Genomic DNA, 21,093 nt, shown 5'->3' with positions numbered 1-21,093 from the left:
AACAATATCCTTAAAATGCTATTCCATCGCTTTGCATACGCAACAAAACGTCTTTCCAGCGAGATAAGCGATCAATGGATCCTGACGGTTGCACGCCACTGCCGGTAAAGATGCCTTCGCTATTAAAGCTAAATACAGGAGTTAAATCAGGGCGGCGACTGGCGGGACGGATTTCGGTAATCAGATTATCCAGCACTAAAGGCTCAGCATCTGGACTTGGATAATAGGTCAACACCATATGTGCTTGGGTTACGGTACTATTGCTGCCACCGATCTTGGCTTTAACATAACTCATACGCAATTTTTCAGCAGAAACACCCAACTCTTTGAGTGCAAAGTACTTCACAATGGCAAAGTCCTCGCAATCTCCCGCCCCTTTCCCCAGTGTTTCAAGTGGCGTAGCCCAATAATCTGTTTGCTGCCAAATGGTGCTGTCATCTTGAAACTGCAGGCGGCGATTGAAAAACTCGTTCACTCGCTTGAGCTTTTCTGCCTCAGCTAATGTTTTACTTGCCGATAACACTTGCTGGGTGTCTGCCACTAGTTTGGCTGCGGTTGCACCATAGCGTTGCTGCGCCAGCTTGACTAATTTGTCAAAATCCCAGCCCGACCATGCCGGCAGGGTCAACAAGCATAGTAGAAATATCCAGCGCCGAAGATGGGCGAATGGAGATGACATCAGCAAAAGGTTTCCTGTGGTAGTGGCCGCCCAAAACGACAGCAGGATTAGGCAAAGTCCGCCAATGGAGCATATTTGCTCAAGATAGTGCAGCCTATCGCACATTTCACTTCTGAGCTATCTTCAGGCGGCGAATTGCGTCAGCCGCCACATTCGGGCCGCTGACGCAGGAAGATCAGCCCTTTACAAAGTACATAATTAGGATATAGCTGCGGTGATGGGATTACCCAAGGCTTGCCAAAGCAGGGATTGCTACGTAGAATCACGCCTCTTCGCGGAAAGATGGATGAGTGGTTTAAGTCGCACGCCTGGAAAGCGTGTATAGGTTAATAGCCTATCGGGGGTTCGAATCCCCCTCTTTCCGCCAAGAATACTTCCAGCATCGCCTAGCGATGCCAATGAAACCCTGACAAAGCTCAGCTTTGCAGGGTTTTTTGTTGTCCATTGCTAACGGTGGACAACGTGAGTAACACGGTTTGTTTGTGAGTAATAATGAGAGTAACTATACTCAACTGCACAAAGTTACTCACAAAGGGGCTTCCCATGAAGCTGACCGACCCCGTTATCAAAGCAGCCAAGCCGCAAGAAAAGCCCTATTCCTTGGCGGATGGAGAAGGATTGGCCGTCTATGTTCAGCCAACCGGAGCGAAATGGTGGCGCTATCGTTACCGTTTTGCCAACAAAGCCAAGATGGTTTCTTTGGGTGTTTATCCGGATGTAACTCTCAGAGCAGCTAGAGTTGAGCGCGACCGCCTTCAAGCCTTGCTCAAGCAAGGAGTCGATCCTTCCCAAAACAGGCAGGAAGAAAAACTATTTGCCAAAATTGCTGCGGAAAACAGCTTTGAAGCTGTTGCGCGACGTTGGTGGGATAACTGGAAAGAAGTAAGAACCGAGCGCCATGCTCACTATGTTATGCGTCGGCTGGAGGCGGATGTGTTTCCGGTAATCGGCAACAGGCCAGTAACCGAAATTAGCGCTCCGCTTTTACTTATGACCGTCAAGAAAATTGAAGCACGAGGCGCGCTAGATATTGCCAAGCGTGCATTAGAAACATGCGGACAAATTCTACGTTACGCCGTAGCGCATGGTCTGGCAGAGCGCAATCCCGCCGCCGACATCAAACCTGCCGACGCTCTGAAAGCACGAAAAAAAACCAACTACGCCAGACTGGATGCCAAAGAGCTACCGGAACTACTACGTAAGATTGACGAATACGACGGCCAGCTTCTCACTAAACTGGCGCTGCAGCTGATGGCGCATACTTTTGTCCGTACCAGTGAACTGATTGGTGCTCGCTGGGCGGAATTTGATTTCGAAGCCAAGCAATGGCGCATCCCTGCAGAACGGATGAAGATGGACACGCCGCATATCGTGCCGCTAACCGAACAGGCGTTGGCAATCATTCAGCAAATCAAAATCATCTCGGGTGGCCTTGCTTTACTGTTTCCCAGCGAGCGTAGCAACAGCAAATCAATGAGCAATAACACGATCCTGTATGCCTTGTACCGCATGGGTTATCACAGTCGCATGACTGGACATGGTTTTCGCGGCATTGCCAGCACGATTTTGCATGAACAAGGTTTTACACACGAGCATATTGAATTGCAATTGGCTCATTCACCTCGCAATTCAGTTTCTTCGGCTTATAACCACGCAAAATATTTATCGCAACGTGCATTAATGATGCAGCAATGGGGTAATTACCTTGAGGCCATCAAGGCAGGAGCAAAAGTATTTCAGCTAAAAATTGCATAATAAATCTTTAGCTGTTGTTTAACTAAAATAAGTTTCATGCTGAAAATTGGATACTTTATGCTTAAACGCTCATGCCAGCACGTCATTTTTTTAAAAGATGAGCTAAATAATCTTTTACCAAAAAATTCAACAGCATTTCACATAAAAAAAGAAATGGGCGAGTATTTGTGGCGAACTTTAGAAAACAATGGAATTAAACATCTGCATTTTCCAAATAATTTGACTAAGGCAAAAACAGCGCATCGGCCTATTGAATCTTTGTATCGCTGGATTTCCTATTGTGGTGGTTTGAGCCCGACTTGGTATGATGATCCTCTGGATGGAGAAATTTATAGCGATGATAAAGCTATTGTAGTTGGATGCACAAAACCTAGTGAATGTAAAAACGAAAATGAGGCTTGGAAGGTCCATCAGTTTGTTACACTTGGTTTGTGGATTATTGATTCTGAATTCAATCGATATGGAGATGAGCATGTTGCAAATGGCATGCTAAACGAACAAGGTAACAATATTTATGAGGTAATAGAGCACAGAGCTGCCTGCATTGAATTTGCTTATCAAGCATTAACATATGCACTTAAAGTTAAAGCAGAAATAAAAGCTAAAAAAGAAAAGAAAGGTGGTTTAGCTACATCGAGTTTAAAGCTCTTGACTCGACGAGAGGCAGAACGCTTAGTGAAACTGAAAATTCCTACTAGCGGTAAATGGAAATCAGCCGCGATCGCAGCCAAATCAATTGAAAATGAAGTAAGGCAGTTTGCAATTGCCACTGGCTGGCGAATGTCAGAAGAACGTGGAAGAACAACAATTGCAGGGTGGCTAAGGGAAATGAGCGAGGCAAGCACGCTTTTTGAAACGAAAAGTGGTACGTCAGCAAGCAAACGTACTACGTCAACAAGCTAACGCACTACGTCAACAAGCCAACGGTACATACAAACAGTTTTTTTAAAAATAAATTTCGGTCATTGCAAATCAACGCCTGAGGAGGCGCAGCAATGGCAAACATTTCCAATCTCCCCATCCCAGATTCTTTGCCCGCCGATGGGTTAAGCCGGTGGCGTCAATTTGCGCCATTTTCGCCAGTTAGTCGTGAGCGATTCCGCCAATTATGCAAAATTGGCCGTGCGCCGCAACCAATCAGATTGGGTATTCGTTGCACGATGTATAGCAATCGCGAATTGCATCGTTGGTTAGCAGACCCGATCAATTACCGCGCCGATTATAAATGAGCAAAAGCAAGAAGGTGGCGCTGGCAGATGCCAAATCTGCGCGGGAGTCAGGGATTTTTTTTCCGCTCCCACTTTGCGTATTGCAATCCCCAGAGTTCGTGCTGCTTAGCGCCTACGGAGTCAAACTGTTGATTGATTTATTGTCTCAGTGGCGCTTGAATAATAACGGCTATTTGTCTCCTAGCTGGGCGTTGATGCAGGCGCGTGGATGGAAAAGCAAAGCCACGCTTGCAAAAGCTCTGAAAGAATTGGAAAGCGCAGATTGGATCATTCGAACTCGGCAGGGTGGGAGAAATCGTGCGAGTTTGTATGCAGTTTCATTTCAAAGAATCGATGACCATCATCGTGGCAAACCGCTCGATGTTGCAGCCACCCGAAGTCCGCCGAGCTATTGGCGAAAAACTATGCCACCTTTGATAAAAATTGCAAACCCTACCCCACCAAGCGGGGCAATTGATGAAAGACTACCCCAGCAAGTGGGGCAAAAGCTGGCTGCTTGATTAACAATTGCCCCACCTAATGGGGTAGTCAGGCCTTGTTTGCAACAGCAATTGCCCCGTCTGCTGTACACCTCTCTAGATTAAGCCATCTGCAGTTAAAAAATTGAGGAGAACATTTATGTTGATCAGTACAAATTCAATATTGAGTCCAACCCCATGATTTTGTTTTTAGCCGCGCAGCGCCGACGCTTATTAGAGCGAAGTGGCGATAAGCATAGTCTGTCACTATGCCTATCAGTTACTGCTCATTTTTTCCAACAAAGTCTGAAATTCGAACGCTAAAGAGAAGACAAATGTCCGGATACCAATTCATCCACGTCGAGGCGTATGCGCGACGCGGTAGTCAGCAGCAACGCAAAGAAAGAAAGACAGGAAGTCCCAAATTACAGCAAAAGTGGAGCGCTCAACAAATTGCAGATGAGGCAGCTCGCGTTACGGGAGCATGTGCGCATGTTAGCAACCCGCAGCCCCCTAATTTTTTGTATGGTGTTAGCCCACATCAAGCGGCCGCACTAGCGGCACAATGGGCGGAGAAACAAAAGGACACGTTGGGTAGAAAAATGCGCGCAGACGGACTTTGCCTTCTCGCCGGTGTGGTTAGTTTACCCGCGGAAAGAATGAATGATTGGGTTGATTTTCGTGCTGCAACAATAAATTATTTACACCACAAATATGGCGAACGGCTAAAGTCTGTAATTGAACACGTAGATGAGGAGCACCCGCATTTACATTTTTATGCCGTTCCTTTGGATAATGAAAAATTTGATTTCATTCATGATGGACGAAGAGCTTCTGCTGAAATGGCTGCGATTGGCAAGAAAAAGGGCGAGCAAAATAATGCCTATATTGAGGCCATGCGAAGATTCCAAGATGAATTTTATCAAAAAGTAGCCTCTAATTTTGGCTTGACAAGAGATGGCCCCAAAAGAAGACGTTTGACGCGTGCGCAATGGCAAATTGAGCAAAATTCAGCGGGCAGGAATGCAAAGATATTTGCTATTGAAAATGCGGCACGAAATCAATTCGAAAAAAAATTTGATGCATCATCAATGCTGCCAGAAAAAGAATGGAAGTTTTTTGGCATTAAAGAGCCGACTTATACGGCTGACGAAGTGGTTTCACTGCTGAGCAATGCACATAAGATTGGCATGAAATCTGGAGTGGCGCACGTTACCAGTGTAACAATGAATAAATTAGATTCTGGAATTGAAGAGAAAGAAGGTCAGCTTCGTGAAATTTCAAGGCTAAAAAAAGAGCTAGATGGAGCAAAGAATAGCCTTAGGAGAATTGAAGAGGTAATTTCGCCAGAAGAACTGCAGGTGAAGTTCAATGAATTAAACCTAAGGAGAGAAAACGAAAGAAATGTCGCATTGGAAACTATGCAAAACAGAGCCAATAAATATCTTCAGTCTTTTTTAATTAAACACAATAGTGACGAAAAAATTTACAGTGGTGTTATAAGGATGGCGCCACAACAAGACGACACCCCATTCGTATAAAGGATGAACCCAATGGAAGAATTTACAATTAAGAAGCCAACCAAACCTAGACCTGAAGACATGTGGCTTGAAACAATGGAGTGTTTAATTTTTGAGGGGAAGCCTTTTATTGCTGAGGTACGGCTATTTGATCAGGAAATGCTATATGGCTGGCTAAAATCAATTCATACAAATAAGATGTTTAATTACAAAGAGGAAAGGTATGAAGATTTTTGGGTGGACGATCTGGAGCCGGCCTATCTTAACCCAACTGCTAACGGCCACGATGAATCATCAATATATAATTTGGAAAGAACCAGAGTTTATTTGAATTTAAATATTCCAAATTTCGAGGAGGAAATGACATGCCTTGCAAATGCGGTATACAAGAAAAAAGACAAGCCGCTACGAAAAATGTGTGGCTCAAATAGTGATTTTAATGATTCCATGTTAATAGCGCTAACCATGCTCTATCAAAACTTGCAGCACATCAATCAAATTTACCGTATTTTAAATAATCTTAATGATCAACAAGAAATTCATTACGGAGTTTGCGAATGCTTGATGGATGAAAAAATGCCGTTTGCTTTTAGGTGGATCCAACATTGTCTGTGTTGCTATCGCGAAGAAATAAAGCCACAAAAATTTGCAACCTCGGATGAGGGGGAAGGCTATTCTACCTTCCCAGAAGGAGACTTTATTTTTTAACATACAATTACAATTGGTTGGGTTTGCTCAAGTACCTTGAGAAGACCCAACCTTGAACTTTAAGACTTCCTGAATTATCCGTCCAAGAAATCAATGACCAGTCTTTACGTGCCTCTTGCACCACGACCAAATCCCAACACTGTAAGCGGCTGATAATCTTGGAATTCGCGGATGCAGTTGCTCGTACCTCTAAGCCATTTTTCCTAACGAGCTTACGCACATTAATACAGTCAATTCTCATTTGGGGCTGAATTAATGCGCGCACCTCTTTTTTATTCAGTTCAGGTTTCGCAACATTAGTAAACTCACTCCATGCTTTCGCCAAAGGGGCTTGAACAATTAAAAAAATAATACTAGCAACAAGCCCACCAATTGCATTAACAAAAATCTGCAACCAAAGAGGATTCGATTTTTTTTGAGCCTGATTATTAGATACTTCTACTAGGACTTTAGTTAATGCTTCAATCGCTTTAATACCATCAGTATAAACGCCACTATTAGCAAAACAATTAAGCGCAATTTCTTCATCGGATGCCGGTCGAATTCCAACCTCACCTGCAGCAAAGGTATCTAGTCCTTCCAGTTCTATCCGATGATTTACAAAAGCGTACTGCTCAGCTGCACTTCTTTTATGCAACTCCTGAAGTGTACTCATTTGCTCGGCAAATTTACGTGTTGGCTCATTCAGGGCAGCAAGCACTTCGCTCAGATAATTTGGCGATGACTGTGAAATTGCAGCGATTCTCTCACTCATTCTCAGAGATGGTGCACGCAATGCCTCCATCACGTGCCTCATTGAATTGGCTGGGTCTAACGCGTTCATGGCCTCAATTTGTTTGGTAAAGCTTGATAGCGGCTCACCCAGCAAGCGTTTTGCATCAGTTAGAAAACTCGATGCAAAAGTTCCTTGCAAGATTGCCGCGTGCTTTGCCCAGCCCGAATTTGATGCATTAATAGCTTCAAGGGCAGCATTGATTCCACTTCGCTGATAATCTATTGCCTGTGTTGCTTTAGCGAGCGAATCAGGTACTTTTGGTGCCAAACTACTAAGTAACCTTGAATGTTCAGCAATCATCGAATTTGCCAGCCCCATCGACTTTAGGCGATTCAAGTTTATACCTGCCGAATATTTAGCTAGCCCGCTAAGCTGTTTTTGCAATTTAGTTACAGCATTTAATTCAAGTCCATTCAAAAGCGATGCTCTTTGTTCGGCTTGATGCTTCAACGCGGCCAAACTAGCTGTTGCGGCTATTGATCCGAAGGAACTCACGCGTGAGTCTGGTTCTAAGATGCGCTTGGCAACTGAACTTGCTGTTTCTTCAATGCTTGAACCCATATCGTCCATCCCGAATTTCTTAGGCAATTTGCAAAGCTGGCAGCGCGTTCACAATCTTCATCGTTTCCTGCGATACTGTTACCACGCGCAGGAATAGTTCTAGCGGGTATTTCGGGTTTTGCATGGTTTCGATTGCCCAGTCATTCGCATCGTTGACGATGCCGCTGTCTTTGTGGGTACTGACGCATTGACGCTCAACAACCCAATCCAGTGCTGGTTTGCCGTTGACCACGTATTCATACGCTTCCAGCGGAATGCCGGTAATGGTGATTTTGTCGTTGTAGATGAGCGTGGTCTTATCTTTGTCTTTGCCATACTTCATCTTCTCGACGCGGTAATCGCTGTCTTTTAGCAGTAACGCACCACCAACGATTTGTGCTGGGTACATTTCGACAGTTTCGTAGTTCAGGTGCAGCTCGGCCAAGTCACGGCCTGCTTGGCTGAAAGCCTGAAAATCGGCATAGGTTTTCACGCAAGGAATGCGCGGCAATTCTTTGCTCAGATTATCGGCGTACCGTTCGCGGTAATCCGACGAATGAAGCAGGCCATAGACGTAATAAAACACGTCTTCCTTGCTGATATTCTGGTCTGGATAAGCCGCATGGAAATGCGCCAAGCCTTCATCGGTGATGGCATCTTTTCTAGTGTATCCTTGGGTATTGATTTCTAGACCTTGTTCATAAACGCCTGCAAGTAGATCCCCTTGATGGGTATCTACTTTTTTCGCTCCGTCGGTTTGAGCTTCATAAAGATAGAGGGGAAAGCACTGTGAGCCCGCAACTAGATGTAGATTGGGCACTGAATTTGATATAAGCGGTGTAAATCCTTTCGACTCACCAATGCCGGTGACGCAAATAACCAAGTTTTCCGCTGAAGGCACAGGAAAAATTTTCGGCATTTGGTACACGCAGTTATTGAAGTGTTGATTGAAATACATCCACTGCTTTGAGAATGGGCGATACAGCCCAGTTGTAATAGATTTCTCTTCAAATTTACGACTTGTAAATCGGCTCAGGTCTGCTTGAACCTCTCTAGTCCAGCTGATTTTAGTCGGGTCGGCATTAATGAAATCATTAACGACAGGCAAATTGCCTTGATTTTCTTTCTTACAAGCCTCTTGATAGCGCTGCATTTCGAAGTTGTAAAAGTCAATCATCGAACCCATTTTACTGACTAATACATCTCTCGATGAGTTGTAGCACCATGCGTCTCTATTTGTTTTCACGCCTTGCGAATAATTGTCAAATAAAGCGGCTGCACCTTTTGTTTTCTTATCGCCAAGAGCAATAAAGTCTGAAAAACTATCATCACGCTGCCCTATCCAATCCCCGTGTTCATCAGGAGTAATAGATTGCCATTCCTCAGACTCATGAATGCCTGCAATGCTCTTGTAGCCAGCAATAATATTTAATTTCTCTTTCTGAGTGAGGTAGTCGCCAATATCATGCCAATAAATTTGGCCACGCTGTTCTGCTCTTGGATTTTTTACTAGCAAGGTAATCGCAATTGGAGTGCGCGTACCCATACCAAAGACGTTGTCTTTTTCTTTTCGACGAAGCTCACCAGAAGTACGTGCATTGCCACGTAAATGGAAGACGTAAATATTGCTGAATTCATCTACTAAACACCTCCGCAAACCATCCGCAGTATTAGCTTCTAGAAACCCTGCGTTTGTTACAAACCCAATAACACCACTATCGCCAAGACGGTCTGATGCCCAGCGAATCGCTCGAATATATGAGTCATACAGCGCATTTTTTAGTGTGGCATTTGAACGGGCAGCATAACTATTACGAATCGCGCTATCCAGCATCGGATAGGCGACATTTTGATTGTTGTCGTTAGCACTATCTTGACCTGCTGAATATGGGGGATTGCCAATAATCACCCGAATATCCAGCGCCTTCTGCTTTTTACGCCGTGCGCTGTTGTGCTCCAGCAATTGGTCTACTAAATCTTCCTTCTCATACATCTGGAAGGTGTCGGTCAGGCAAATTCCTTCAAATGGCACATAGTCGCCACCGACGATACTGTGGTACACCGCTTCGATATTGATGGCGGCGATGTAGTAGGCCAGCAGCACGATTTCATTGGCGTGAATTTGGCCTTTGTATTTGGCTTGCAGTTGTTCTTTGGAAATCAGGCCGCTTTGCAGCAAGCGGGTAATGAACGTACCCGTTCCCGTAAACGGGTCGATGATGTGCACGCCGTCGCTACCCAAGCTTTGACCGAACTCAGTCTTGAGAATGTGGTCAACGCTGTGGATGATGAAGTCCACCACCTCAACGGGCGTATAGACAATACCTAGCCGCTCGGTCATGCGCGGGAAGGCGTTGCGGAAGAATTTATCGTACAGCTCGACAATGATTTTCTGCTTACCTTCGGCGTTGTCGATGCCCTCGGCACGCATTTTCACGCTGTCATAGAAGCGTTGCAGCGTGTCGGCTTCTTTATCTAGCCGATGCTCTTGCAGGATGTCGAGCACGTTTTGCATTGCGCATGACATCGGGTTATGTGAGGCAAAGCTGTAATCACTGAATAGCGCGTCAAACACTGGCTTGGTGATGAGATGCTGCGCCAGCATTTCGATGACTTCGGCATCAGTAATGCTGTCGTTCAAGTCGTCGCGCAATTCATTGGCAAAGGCAAAGAAGGCTTGGCGTTCCACCGTGTTGCTTTCATCTTCAATGATGGCGGTAATACGGCTGATGTGGGTGCGGGCGATTTCTGCAATATCGCTAGCCCATTTCTCCCAATGTTGGCGATTGCCACATTTCTGCACCACTTTGGCATAAATGGCACGTTCAATTTCGCCGATTTGAAATTGTAGTTCGCCCTGCTCTGGCTTGGCGGGCTTTTTGACCGCTTCTCCAATTCCAAATTGCCCTTTACCTGCATCAGCATTCTTTACTTTACTTGTCGCTGCCTTAGTGGTTTTCTTATTTAGGGCATTGGTAACGGAAATTACTTCCATCTTTGATATATCAAATGAACCAACGGACATCCGATTGACCATGGCATCAAAACGGTCATCATGTGAGCGCAAAGCTTGTAACACTTGCCATACGACTTTAAAGGCATCATTTTTATCTAATGCATCATGAGCTTCCTTGTCGGAAGGAATCACCACAGGCAGTATGATATACCCACGAGTTTTTCCCTCCGCACGGCGCATCACACGTCCAACCGACTGGACGACATCGACTTGCGAGTTGCGCGGGGTTAGGAACAGCACGGCATCCAGTGCTGGCACATCGACGCCTTCAGACAAGCAGCGAACATTACTCAGAATACGGCAAGTGTTGTCTGGCGTGGTTTCTTTGAGCCATGAGAGTTTCGATTCTTTCTCGCTGGCGTTCATGCCGCCATCTACGTGCTCAGCTTCACATTGCAATTTCACCGAAGCCAAGTCTTCGCTAAACTCTTGTTTTTTATATGCCTCAACGACATCAGAAAACATCTTGGCAATATTGACAGAGCTGACTTTGTGCGTTTTGCTTTTGCCGGTATTTTCGATAACTTGGCAGAAGGCAACAGCGCGGCGCATTGGTTCGTTGTCATCTGCTAAATCTTCTTGGGTATCTTGCTTGGATAAGCCTTTCCAGCAGCCAATAATTTTGGCTGCATCATCAACTTTAAGCTGATTATCATCACTTTTTAGCAATTGCTGCATACTGGCACTGACATGCTCTTTCGAAACAGCCAAGACCAGCACTTTGTAATCGACTAGCAGTTTTCGTCGAACGGCTTCGGAGAAATTAATAACGTACAGCTCTTTACCATACAGCGATTCATCATCCATCGAGCACAATGCGACATTATCGGTATCGGCCTTCGCTTTGGCATTCTCACCGTAAATGCGCGGCGTGGCGGTCATGTACAGGCGTTTGGCGGCCTTGATGAAGCTGGCGTCGTGGACTTTGACGAAATTGGATTCGTCGTCATCGCCAAAGGTTGCGCCGGTAGTGCGGTGTGCTTCGTCACAGATAATCAAATCAAAATCAGCCAAAGCAAAGTCTTTCTGTGCTTTGCTGATGACATCAATCGAATGGTAGGTACTGAAAACGACGCTCATGTGGTGGGCATCGTGGCGCTTGCCCATCTCTGCGGCTAGGCGCTCTGGATTTGTGGTGGCTGGGTAGCGCAATTCGTGGGCGAAGGTTTGCACCACGTCATCGTCTTTCTTGCGCTTGTTGCCAACTTCACTATCCGAACACACTGCAAAGCTATGCAGCGGGGTTTCGCTTTCTTGCGTCCATTCAGTCAATGTTTGCGACAGCAGGGACAGGCTAGGTACAAGGAATAGAACGCGTTTGCCAGTACCTGCCAGTTTTTCGGCAATCTTTAAGCTGGTAAAGGTTTTGCCAGTACCGCAAGCCATGATTAGCTTGCCACGCTCTGCGGTCGCCAAGCCTTGCTCTACGGCTATTAATGCGCTGATTTGATGCTCACGTAGCTTTTTCTTTTCTTTCAGCTCGGGTACATGGTTTGGCTGATATTTTGCCCAGTCAATCTGGCTGTTTTCCAAATCGTGCAAGTCAATCTTGCTTACTGGCGGCTGCTGATTTTGCAGCGCATCGTTGGCGTGCTCGCTCCAGTTGTTCGTCGTGGTGACGATAACGCGATGCGTGAAGGGCTTTTTGCCTGATGCAGTAAAGAAGCTATCTATATCCGCTTTCGTGACACGGTGCTCTTCCGAATAAAACTTGCACTGAATGGCGTGGTATTCGTTTGTGCCTTGAGTCTGGGCAACCAAATCAATGCCCGTATCGCGTGCATCCATACCTTGCCCTTTAGCCCAATCCGCATAAGTCCAGACCTTGCTATACAAATCGGCGTAGGTAGCAGACGATCAATTCTTCAAAATACGTGCCTTTTTCGCGCTCGGTAACGGCGGCATTACGGTAGGTTTGAAGTAGGACTTGCAGGGCAGACATAGTTGTTCCTAGGCGTTGCTTGTTATTCTTTCTAGAGGGTAAGAATCATACCTAAGATATGCTTGAAGCGGAGGGAATTGCGCCGCAATTAGCTGGGAATTGCAAAAAATACTTAGTGTGTGGTTTGTGCGACAAGCGGTGATGTTTGGTGTCGTGTGGGGAGCGGTTAGGTGGGGTACTTTAAGTGAATATGAGTAACTGTGTGAGTAATTGTGAATTTTGTTTTTATATAAACAAATAAATACAATGACATAAGTCGATAATATGAATGCCCCTCTTCCACCAATACAATAAGCCTTTGATATGTCAGTGCCAGACTGAACATCAAAGGCTTTGTCATTTGCGAGCCGCTTAATACATAAAGCGCGCTGCCATTTCGCTTAGATTCAATTCCGCCAAAATTTGCTCCATCCGTTCTTTGGCCTGTTTGCGTGGTGCATTGGCGCTTTTGCTGGCAATGATCAATTCATTTTTCATCGAGTGCTCCCAGCCCACCAATTCGGTCACCGTCACTTGATAGCCTTTCGATTGCAATAACAGGCAACGCAGCACATTGGTAATCTGGCTGCCAAATTCACGGGTATGAATTGGGTGGCGCCAAATCTCCGCCAGCGGTGTTTGGGCTAGTGACTGACTTTTGTGCTTGCGTAGTACGCTAGCGACTTCGGCCTGACAGCATGGCACCAGCACCATATGCTGGGCATTTTTTTCCAAACCAAAGCGAATTGCATCATCGGTAGCGGTATCACAGGCGTGCAAGGCCGTCACAATATCGATCTCGGCGGGCATTTCTTTGGCGCTAGCCGCATTTTCCACCAGCATATCGAGAAAGGTCATGCGCTCAAAGCCGCATTGCTGCGCTAACTCGCGCGATTTCTTGACCAATTCGGCGCGGAACTCGGTGCCGTAGATGTGGCCGGCGGTTTTTGCTTTGAAAAAAAGATCATAAATGATAAATCCCAAATACGATTTCCCCGCACCATGATCGACCAAGGTTACGTGTTCGTGACGCTCTAATACTTCATTAAGCAGTGGCTCGATGAAGTTAAACAGGTGGTAAACCTGCTTGAGCTTGCGTCGACTGTCTTGATTGAGCTTGCCATCACGCGTCAGGATGTGCAGTGCTTTTAATAGCTCAATGGATTGGCCGGGACGGATTTCGGGGATTTGATTCATGGTTACTCTTCAGGGGTATATTTAGCAAGCGCACTATCAATAAAGCTTTGCGTTAGATACCTAAAATAAATCGGTAGTATTTTTTTGCAGTCACTGATGACTTCAGTTCATTGTGCGTGAAAATTAACACATCAGGAACTCACGCTGCTGATTAACGGTCAGCCAATGGCCGGGTAACAGCAAACTGCGACAGCGGATGCATGTACAGGCTATAATCGCCCGCTTGTTTTGCGTATCAAGGCCAGCCAATGGGTAGCCTTAATAAGCAGGTAAGCGCTTGTTAGATAATGGAAATTCGCTTTCAGTGCAGTGTCTGTTAGTCTAGCGCAAAGTTGTTAATGAGAAACAGTATGTCGTGCATTTTACCGCAAACCCCTAATCAGCAAACGTCAAATTCCGGCTCGCAACACCCCGAAGATCAATTTGCCGCTTGGCAACGTAAACACGTGCAATGGCTAGCTGCGGCTTTAATTTTGCCCCTAGGCATGACATTAACCGCCTACGGCGTGGTTGAATTTGGCCCTCAAGCTCAGGCCAACATCACCACGGTGACCGAAACGCTACGCCCTCCGACGTTAGTTGAAACTGATGCCAATAGCTCACTCAGCCGACTAGAAGTCATCCGCGGCGGCGATACCATTGGGCGCGTATTAGCGCGAATGGGGATTGTGGATAACCAGTTGCAGCAATTTATTGCAAATGACAGTACGGCGCGCAAATTATTCGAGCTCAGCCCCGGCCGTTTATTGCACGCCAGCAGCAACATTGCCGGGGATGTAGAGCAACTAAGCTATGTCACCAGCGCAGGCGAAGAAGTTCGCATCCGACGCCAAGGTGATCAGCTGCAAGCTAGCGCCCAGCCAGTGGCCACACAAAAACAAACACTCATGAAGTCCGGCAGCATTAATAGCTCTTTCTTTGCGGCTACGGATGCCGCCGATTTGCCGGACAACATTACCCAGCAATTAATTGATCTATTCTCTAGCCGAGTAGACTTTCACCATAAACTGCAAAAAGGTGATCAATTTACCGTTATCTATGAAACCGAGGTACACCAAGGCACGCTGATCAAGCCGGGTAAAATTGTGGCTGCCCGCTTCATCAACAAGGGTAATGTGTATGAAGCCATGTGGTTTGCCGATGGCTCGGAGTCAGGCAACTACTATGCTTTTGATGGCTCGAGCTTAAAACAAGGCTTTATCAGTACGCCGGTTAAGTTTTCGCGCATTAGCTCGGGTTTTGCTATGCGGTTTCACCCAGTTCTGTTTACTTGGAAACAACATCGTGGCGTTGATTACGCAGCCCCAACCGGCACCGACATTCAAGCAACCGCAGATGGCGTAATTGCTAAAATTGGCCGCGACGCGGGTTATGGCAACTTCATCGAAATTAAGCACGACAGTAAATACAGCACCTTATATGGTCACATGTCGGCATTTGCGCCAGGCCTTAAGGCTGGACAGACGGTTAGCCAGGGCCAGGTGATTGGTGCAGTTGGCCAAACTGGGCGCGCCACTGGGCCACATTTGCATTACGAATTTAAAGTGGATGGCCAGCAAGTTGACCCCCTAACAGTCGCGATGCCACAAGAAAAAAAATTATCCACCCCGCAACTGATTGCCTTTGCACCGATTGCCCGCAGCATGAAACGGCAACTTTCACTCGCAGGACAGGTAGAATTAGCGCAACTTGAATAACTAGGCACAAGCTCTATTGCCATGACCGCTGCACAAACATCCGCTTATTACATCGGCCTAATGACCGGCACCAGCCTTGATGGCATTGATGCAGTGCTGGTGGATTTTTCCGCACCGCAGCCAAAGCTGCTTACAACGCACGGTGTTGAAATGAGTGCCGAGCTGCGTGAAGTGATGCTCACGTTACAGGCGCCAAGTGATAACGAGCTTCATTTGGCGCAATTGGCTGCTAACGCTCACAGCAAAGCGTGCGCTGAAGTAGTGCAGCAATTACTGGCAAAAGCGGGCTTAGAGCCATCCCAAATCTGGGCGATTGGCAATCACGGCCAGACAATAAGGCATCGCCCCGAGCTGGGGTATACCGTCCAAATCGGTAACCATGCTTTGCTGGCTGAACATACTGGCATCACTACCATTGGGGACTTTCGCAGCCGTGATGTAGCGGCTGGCGGCCAAGGCGCCCCGCTGGTACCTGCTTTTCATCAGGCGGTTTTTGCCAGCCCTCATGAAAACCGCGTACTACTCAATATTGGTGGCATCGCCAATCTGAGTTGGCTTGGTGCGGATGGCAGTGTTATCGGCTTTGATAGCGGCCCGGGCAATGTCTTACTCGATTACTGGATTGGCGTGCAGCAGGGGCACCGCTTTGATGCGGATGGGCAATGGGCACGTCAAGGCTGCATACAGCCTACCCTACTGCAAGATTGCTTGTCGGAACCCTACTTGGCGTTGCCCGCCCCCAAATCAACTGGACGCGATTTATTTCATGCTCAGTGGCTGCAAAGTCGACTCGCCGCCCAGCCTAAAACCATTGCTGCGGTTGATGTACAGGCCACACTTTTGGAGTTGAGCGCACAAACTATGGCAGATGCAATTATGCGCCAAGGAAAGCCTGATGCGATTTTTGTCTGCGGGGGCGGTGCCTATAACGGCTTCTTATTAGAGCGACTCGGGCAATTGCTTCCCTGTCGGGTTGCTACTACGGCCTCGCTGGGCGTTGATCCAAACTGGGTTGAAGCCTTTGCTTTCGCTTGGTTGGCTATGCGTTGCAGCACACAGCAAACGGGCAACCTACCCGCTGTGACTGGGGCGCGTGGCGAGCGCATACTCGGCGCGATTTATCCCGCCTAAGCAAATACAACGAGAAAACATGGCAAAGAAACTAGATAAAGCAACAAGCCTGCAATTAGCGACGCAACTGCAGGACTATTTATTGCAAGAGATGGAGTTAGAAGCCAGCAAGTTGCAATGCCAATTGCTGCTCGATTTCATCCAAGATGAAATTGGTCCACACATCTACAATGGCGCAGTCAGCGATACGCAGGAGTGGCTGCACCAGCAAGTAGACGAGCTAAACTTACATTGTTTTGCCACCCCAAAATTCAAACGTCGTTAACGAGCACACACCTCAGTAATCAATCAAATAGTTTCTGGTATAAAAAAACTAAAATTTGCGCCAACTCAGCCGCCGTCTCATTTTGATTGCTGCCACCAGCATGTCCACCACTTTGACGTTCATAAAAAATAACCGACTGCCCTAAATCTTGCAGCTTCGCCGCAGCTTTTCGGCCATGCGCCGGATGCACACGATCATCATTGGCTGCCGTTGTGATAAACATGCTTGGATAACGCTGCACCTGAGCAGCTTTCATCACACGATAGGGTGAATAGGCCAACAAGGCCTGAGCCGCCTCGGGCTGCTTGGGGTCGCCGTACTCGGCCAACCAGCTAGCGCCAGCCCCAAGCTCAGGATAGCGCAGCATGTCGAGTACGGGCACTTCACACACGACCGCAGCAAATAACTCCGGCCGTTGCAACATACAACTTGCCACCAATAAGCCGCCATTACTCCCGCCCTGCAATGCCAGCTTTTCTGGGCGAGTAAGCCCGCTGGCGATTAAATCCTCAGCAATTGCAATTAGGTCATCAAAGCTATTCTGGCGTCGTACACCTTGTGCAGCTTCATGCCATGCGGGGCCAAATTCACCGCCACCCCGTGTATTGGCCACCACATAGGCGCCCCCGCGATTTAACCAATGCTCGCCTAAATTATCCAGATAATACGGCAGCAATGGCACGGAAAAACCACCATAACCATAAATCAAAGTTGGGGTATTGCCATCAAGCTTTTTATTAACGTGCGATACAAGGAAATACGGCACCCGAGTACCATCTTTACTTATGGCAAAACGCTGACAGACCTGCAGCTGCTCGGAATCAAAAGCCGGCGGTTGCGCACGCAGTCTTTCAATGCCACGACCATCTGTTAGGTGAACACGATAAAGGCTAGCCGGGTTTAAAAAATCATGCTGTAAAAAGTAAAGCTCATCCGATTGCCACGGCTGAGCAACAATCTCGATTACGCTGGAATTCGGCAGATGATTTGCTAGGCTACGCCAGCCTTTCGAACTAAATTCAAACGTAATAACGCGACTTGTCACATTATCAAGAATCAGCACAAACAGGCCATTAAGGCTAGCCTCCACCATTTGCATTGATTGCTGCTGCGTTGGTGCAAACAATAATTGCGCCCTCCCTAGCTCAGCAGTGTGCGGGTTACATACCAGTGCAATTAGACTCCCCGCCGTAAACTCCCACTCTGTGCCTGCATGAGCATAGCGCCAAGGGACATCTAAGCGGATTATTAGATCACCATGGCTATACGCCTCTACAACACACCGAGCTGGCAGCGCCAAATGCAGTGGCTCACCATCGCCTGCTAAACACGGGTCAAATAGAAAATAGTTGCGGCGATAAAAATCACGCGACACTTCAACTATATCAAGCGGTGTTGCATCGGCATCAAGAAACCGCCATGCCGCAACTTTAACAATATGCTCAGGCAGTACCATCAGCGATGCCGCATCGGACCAATCCTGCCCTCGATACAACAATACGACTTCTCTGGAATACCCAGCTTGCGTGATTTGGTCTTCATCCCAAGCCGGACAAACAAACACACTATCGGGGTCGCGCCAGCTTATTTGTGACTTGCTCAGCGGGAACTCAAACCCTCCCAGCACAAAAGCTTGCGTAGCCAAATCGTATTCACGCACAACGCAAGCATCGCCACCTGCAATACTCAAGCTCAGCAAGCAACGATGAGGTTGTTGAGTGCAATGATCAATGCCTGCTAAATGCCAATCAACGTGCTCAGCCGCTGCTAGCGCATCCAGATCTAGCAGCACCTGCCACGGGGTAGCTGGCTGGCAGTATTGCGCCATGGTGCAGCAGCGATACAACCCGCGGGGATGATCTGCGCTTTGGTAAAAGTTATACAAATGGCCGGCATGAATAGAAAACAGTGGAATTTGCCGCTGATCCTGCATATTGGCGCTAATCTGTTCCAGCAAACCCTCGTAGCGTGGATCGGTATTGAGCAGAGCTTGGGCGCGTGCATTTTGCTCGGCAACCCAGGCTTGCGTCTGTGCCCGGCCTGAATCTTCCAGCCATAGGTAAGGGTCGTTCGACTGCATGAGGTTCACAATAGGAAAGTAGCAAAGGTGCAATTATAGTCAGTATTAACAAAGCGAATGGCTAAGCTGCTGCACCAGAGGTGCCAATTTACCCAACTTTGAGCGACTTAGGCTGCAAGATCAAAAGCAGGCTGTAGTAAAAAACATGCTCAATTGCCCAGATTGAATTAGACTTTGCAGACCCAAAAACATGAGCGCAGCCCATGAGCCAGCACCCGCACCATGACAATCAGTTTGATTTATTTAAGCAACGGCGCTTTCTGCCGCTGTTTTTAACGCAGTTTTTCGGCGCATTCAATGACAATCTTTTTAAAAATGCCTTTTTAGTTCTGGTCACCTTTCATGGCCTAACTATGCTTGGCATGGATGCGCAAACGGTGGTCAACCTGAGCGCGGGCATTTTCATGCTGCCCTTTTTCCTGTTCTCCGCCCTCGCAGGACAGTTGGCCGAAAAATACGATAAAGCACTGCTTGCGCGCTGGATTAAGGTGCTTGAGATCTGGATTATGCTGGCAGCAGGCGCCGGTTTTATTTGGCACAACGCGTCATTATTGATGTTTTGCCTTTTCCTGATGGGAATACATTCGGCCTTATTTGGCCCACTAAAATACTCCGTCCTACCCCAGCACCTGAAAGAGCAGGAATTGCTAGGTGGCAACGGCTTAATCGAAATGGGCACTTTCATCGCCATTTTGTTGGGACAAATAGCCGGCACAATGATTGTGCAAACCGGACAGCACGGTGAAAAACTAATTGTATTTGCCTGCGTCAGTGTGGCCATATTTGGCTATTTTACCTGCCGCGCCATGCCTACCGCCCCCCCAACTGCACCTAACATCAAGATCAATTGGAATATTTTTGGTGAAACCATGTCGATCATTCGACATGTAAAGCAAAATAAAACCGTATTTAATAGCTTGCTGGGCATTTCTTGGTTTTGGTTTTTTGGTGCTATTTATCTCACCCAATTCCCCGACTTTGCCAAATCAGTTTTGCATGGGGATGCAGATGTTTATACGATGCTAATGGCCATTTTTTCACTTGGCGTGGGCTTTGGCTCAATGCTGTGTGAGAAGTTATCTGGTCGGCAAATTGAATTAGGCTTGGTGCCATTCGGCTCGATTGGGCTTTCGGTTTTTGGTATTGATTTGTATTTTTCAACGGCCAACTTAGCTTCAGCTCAATATACCCTGGCAGGGTTTCTCTCCGTGTGGCAACACTGGCGTGTGCTGGCTGATATACTGCTGATCGGTGTTTTTGGCGGCTTTTTTATCGTTCCTTTGTATGCCTTAATTCAGACTCGCACGGAACGTGAATTTACCTCTCGCGCCATTGCAGCAAACAATATTCTCAATTCACTGTTTATGGTTGTAGCCTCCATTATGAGCATTATTTTGCTCAGTATGGGGCTAGGCTTGCGTGAGCTTTTGGCGGTAGTAGCCATCTTAAATATTGTGGTGGCGATCTATATCTACACACTGATCCCCGAGTTTTTGATGCGTTTCTTGGTGTGGATACTGACTCACACACTGTATCGGGTGCAGAAACAAGGCCTAGAGCATATTCCTGCCACTGGTGCTGCTGTGCTGGTTTGCAACCATGTCAGCTATATGGATGCCTTGGTGATTGCAGGCTCGATTCGGCGGCCTGTGCGGTTCGTAATGGATCATCAGATCTACCAGACACCGGTGCTCAATTTTATTTTTCGCACCGCAGGCGCAATTCCTATTGCATCTAGTCGCGAAAGTGAGGAAATGAAAGAGGCGGCCTTCAGCCAAATTGCTGCGGCATTGCAGCAAGGTGATTTGATTGCTATTTTCCCAGAGGGGCGAATCACTCGCCATGGCGAGATGAATCGCTTTATGCCAGGCATTGAGCGCATTTTGAAAGAAACACCCGTGCCAGTTGTGCCAATGGCGCTTTGCGGCTTGTGGGGCAGTTTCTTTAGCCGTAAAGATGGTGAGGCGATGATGAAAATGCCAAGACGGCTGTTTGCGAAGATTGCGCTGCAGATCGGCCCCGCCATCCCTGCGCAAGAGGCTGATCGAACATCATTAGAAGATCGGGTTCGTACTTTGCGCGGAGATCAACAATAAAAAAGGGCGCATCTAGCGCCCTTTTT

15 protein-coding genes and 1 tRNA gene are annotated in these 21,093 nt (G+C 47.1%); 11 read left to right on the top strand and 5 right to left on the bottom strand.

Translation table 11 applies throughout. From position 1 onward, the window contains the following. Positions 1–10: 10 nt before the first annotated feature. The gene (locus tag HZU75_RS16305) at positions 11–679 is read right to left on the bottom strand and encodes a transglutaminase-like cysteine peptidase (protein WP_180307028.1); all 669 of its coding nucleotides are present in this window, start codon (positions 677–679) and stop codon (positions 11–13) included. A gap of 276 nt (positions 680–955) precedes the next feature. Between HZU75_RS16305 and HZU75_RS16300 the strand changes: the two genes are divergently transcribed. The 7 genes from HZU75_RS16300 to HZU75_RS16270 all read left to right on the top strand — a co-directional run bounded on the left by HZU75_RS16300 (position 956) and on the right by HZU75_RS16270 (position 6,349). Continuing rightward, positions 956–1,046 (top strand) — tRNA-Ser (locus HZU75_RS16300). Positions 1,047–1,222: 176 nt separating this feature from the next. Then, entirely contained in the window at positions 1,223–2,434 is a 1,212-nt protein-coding gene (locus HZU75_RS16295; RefSeq protein WP_180307027.1) for a tyrosine-type recombinase/integrase, read from the top strand. A gap of 57 nt (positions 2,435–2,491) precedes the next feature. After that, on the top strand, positions 2,492–3,337 hold the full coding sequence (locus tag HZU75_RS16290) for a hypothetical protein (RefSeq protein ID WP_180307026.1): 846 nt from the start codon (positions 2,492–2,494) through the stop codon (positions 3,335–3,337). A 92-nt stretch (positions 3,338–3,429) separates the two neighbouring features. Next, entirely contained in the window at positions 3,430–3,663 is a 234-nt protein-coding gene (locus tag HZU75_RS16285; RefSeq protein WP_180307025.1) for a helix-turn-helix transcriptional regulator, read from the top strand. Further along, complete coding sequence (locus HZU75_RS16280) at positions 3,660–4,163, top strand: hypothetical protein (RefSeq protein WP_180307024.1); 504 nt, start codon at positions 3,660–3,662, stop codon at positions 4,161–4,163. Before HZU75_RS16285 ends, HZU75_RS16280 begins: the two co-directional genes overlap by 4 nt. A 293-nt stretch (positions 4,164–4,456) precedes the next feature. After that, a complete protein-coding gene (locus tag HZU75_RS16275; RefSeq protein ID WP_180307023.1) occupies positions 4,457–5,662 on the top strand; it encodes a plasmid recombination protein in 1,206 nt (401 codons plus the stop codon). Positions 5,663–5,674: 12 nt separating this feature from the next. Further along, the gene (locus tag HZU75_RS16270; protein ID WP_180307022.1) at positions 5,675–6,349 is read left to right on the top strand and encodes a hypothetical protein; all 675 of its coding nucleotides are present in this window, start codon (positions 5,675–5,677) and stop codon (positions 6,347–6,349) included. 7 nt (positions 6,350–6,356) lie between these two features. On the opposite strand, the gene HZU75_RS16265 is transcribed toward HZU75_RS16270, so the two are convergent. The 3 genes from HZU75_RS16265 to HZU75_RS16255 all read right to left on the bottom strand — a co-directional run bounded on the left by HZU75_RS16265 (position 6,357) and on the right by HZU75_RS16255 (position 13,798). Next, complete coding sequence (locus HZU75_RS16265; RefSeq protein ID WP_180307021.1) at positions 6,357–7,685, bottom strand: SH3 domain-containing protein; 1,329 nt, start codon at positions 7,683–7,685, stop codon at positions 6,357–6,359. A 19-nt stretch (positions 7,686–7,704) separates the two neighbouring features. After that, positions 7,705–12,516 (bottom strand): DEAD/DEAH box helicase, encoded by a 4,812-nt coding sequence (locus tag HZU75_RS16260; protein WP_228028112.1) that lies wholly within the window; start codon positions 12,514–12,516, stop codon positions 7,705–7,707. 457 nt (positions 12,517–12,973) lie between these two features. Continuing rightward, the gene (locus HZU75_RS16255; RefSeq protein ID WP_180307020.1) at positions 12,974–13,798 is read right to left on the bottom strand and encodes a class I SAM-dependent methyltransferase; all 825 of its coding nucleotides are present in this window, start codon (positions 13,796–13,798) and stop codon (positions 12,974–12,976) included. Between the two features lie 350 nt (positions 13,799–14,148). On the opposite strand from HZU75_RS16255, the gene HZU75_RS16250 reads away from it, so the two are divergent. From HZU75_RS16250 to HZU75_RS16240, 3 genes are read left to right on the top strand one after another with little or no spacing between them, the layout of a single operon-like run. After that, the gene (locus HZU75_RS16250; RefSeq protein ID WP_180307019.1) at positions 14,149–15,495 is read left to right on the top strand and encodes a M23 family metallopeptidase; all 1,347 of its coding nucleotides are present in this window, start codon (positions 14,149–14,151) and stop codon (positions 15,493–15,495) included. Positions 15,496–15,516: 21 nt separating this feature from the next. Further along, positions 15,517–16,626: an anhydro-N-acetylmuramic acid kinase gene (locus HZU75_RS16245; protein WP_180307018.1), complete on the top strand. Its 1,110-nt coding sequence runs from the start codon at positions 15,517–15,519 to the stop codon at positions 16,624–16,626. Positions 16,627–16,645: 19 nt separating this feature from the next. Continuing rightward, positions 16,646–16,891, top strand: coding sequence for a DUF2164 domain-containing protein (locus tag HZU75_RS16240; RefSeq protein ID WP_180307017.1), 246 nt, complete (start codon positions 16,646–16,648; stop codon positions 16,889–16,891). Between the two features lie 19 nt (positions 16,892–16,910). Here HZU75_RS16240 and HZU75_RS16235 read toward each other — a convergent pair whose 3' ends face one another. Continuing rightward, complete coding sequence (locus HZU75_RS16235; protein WP_180307016.1) at positions 16,911–18,971, bottom strand: prolyl oligopeptidase family serine peptidase; 2,061 nt, start codon at positions 18,969–18,971, stop codon at positions 16,911–16,913. A gap of 203 nt (positions 18,972–19,174) precedes the next feature. Here HZU75_RS16235 and HZU75_RS16230 point away from each other — a divergent pair, with 203 nt between their 5' ends. Further along, on the top strand, positions 19,175–21,067 hold the full coding sequence (locus tag HZU75_RS16230; RefSeq protein WP_180307015.1) for an MFS transporter: 1,893 nt from the start codon (positions 19,175–19,177) through the stop codon (positions 21,065–21,067). The last annotated feature ends 26 nt before the right edge of the window (positions 21,068–21,093 follow it).

This window comes from Chitinibacter fontanus (assembly GCF_013423785.1).
Classification (GTDB): domain Bacteria; phylum Pseudomonadota; class Gammaproteobacteria; order Burkholderiales; family Chitinibacteraceae; genus Chitinibacter; species Chitinibacter fontanus.
This window is presented reverse-complemented; position numbering and strand designations above follow the sequence as displayed.

Excerpts from the sequence above, each read along its gene's own strand:
- HZU75_RS16275 (WP_180307023.1), top strand. The coding sequence starts at position 4,457 with ATGTCCGGATACCAATTCATCCACGTCGAGGCGTATGCGCGACGCGGT.
- HZU75_RS16235 (WP_180307016.1), bottom strand. The coding sequence starts at position 18,971 with ATGCAGTCGAACGACCCTTACCTATGGCTGGAAGATTCAGGCCGGGCA.
- HZU75_RS16230 (WP_180307015.1), top strand. The coding sequence starts at position 19,175 with ATGAGCCAGCACCCGCACCATGACAATCAGTTTGATTTATTTAAGCAA.
- HZU75_RS16250 (WP_180307019.1), top strand. The coding sequence starts at position 14,149 with ATGTCGTGCATTTTACCGCAAACCCCTAATCAGCAAACGTCAAATTCC.
- HZU75_RS16240 (WP_180307017.1), top strand. The coding sequence starts at position 16,646 with ATGGCAAAGAAACTAGATAAAGCAACAAGCCTGCAATTAGCGACGCAA.
- HZU75_RS16270 (WP_180307022.1), top strand. The coding sequence starts at position 5,675 with ATGGAAGAATTTACAATTAAGAAGCCAACCAAACCTAGACCTGAAGAC.
- HZU75_RS16305 (WP_180307028.1), bottom strand. The coding sequence starts at position 679 with ATGTCATCTCCATTCGCCCATCTTCGGCGCTGGATATTTCTACTATGC.
- HZU75_RS16255 (WP_180307020.1), bottom strand. The coding sequence starts at position 13,798 with ATGAATCAAATCCCCGAAATCCGTCCCGGCCAATCCATTGAGCTATTA.
- HZU75_RS16285 (WP_180307025.1), top strand. The coding sequence starts at position 3,430 with ATGGCAAACATTTCCAATCTCCCCATCCCAGATTCTTTGCCCGCCGAT.
- HZU75_RS16245 (WP_180307018.1), top strand. The coding sequence starts at position 15,517 with ATGACCGCTGCACAAACATCCGCTTATTACATCGGCCTAATGACCGGC.
- HZU75_RS16290 (WP_180307026.1), top strand. The coding sequence starts at position 2,492 with ATGCTTAAACGCTCATGCCAGCACGTCATTTTTTTAAAAGATGAGCTA.
- HZU75_RS16265 (WP_180307021.1), bottom strand. The coding sequence starts at position 7,685 with ATGGGTTCAAGCATTGAAGAAACAGCAAGTTCAGTTGCCAAGCGCATC.
- HZU75_RS16295 (WP_180307027.1), top strand. The coding sequence starts at position 1,223 with ATGAAGCTGACCGACCCCGTTATCAAAGCAGCCAAGCCGCAAGAAAAG.
- HZU75_RS16280 (WP_180307024.1), top strand. The coding sequence starts at position 3,660 with ATGAGCAAAAGCAAGAAGGTGGCGCTGGCAGATGCCAAATCTGCGCGG.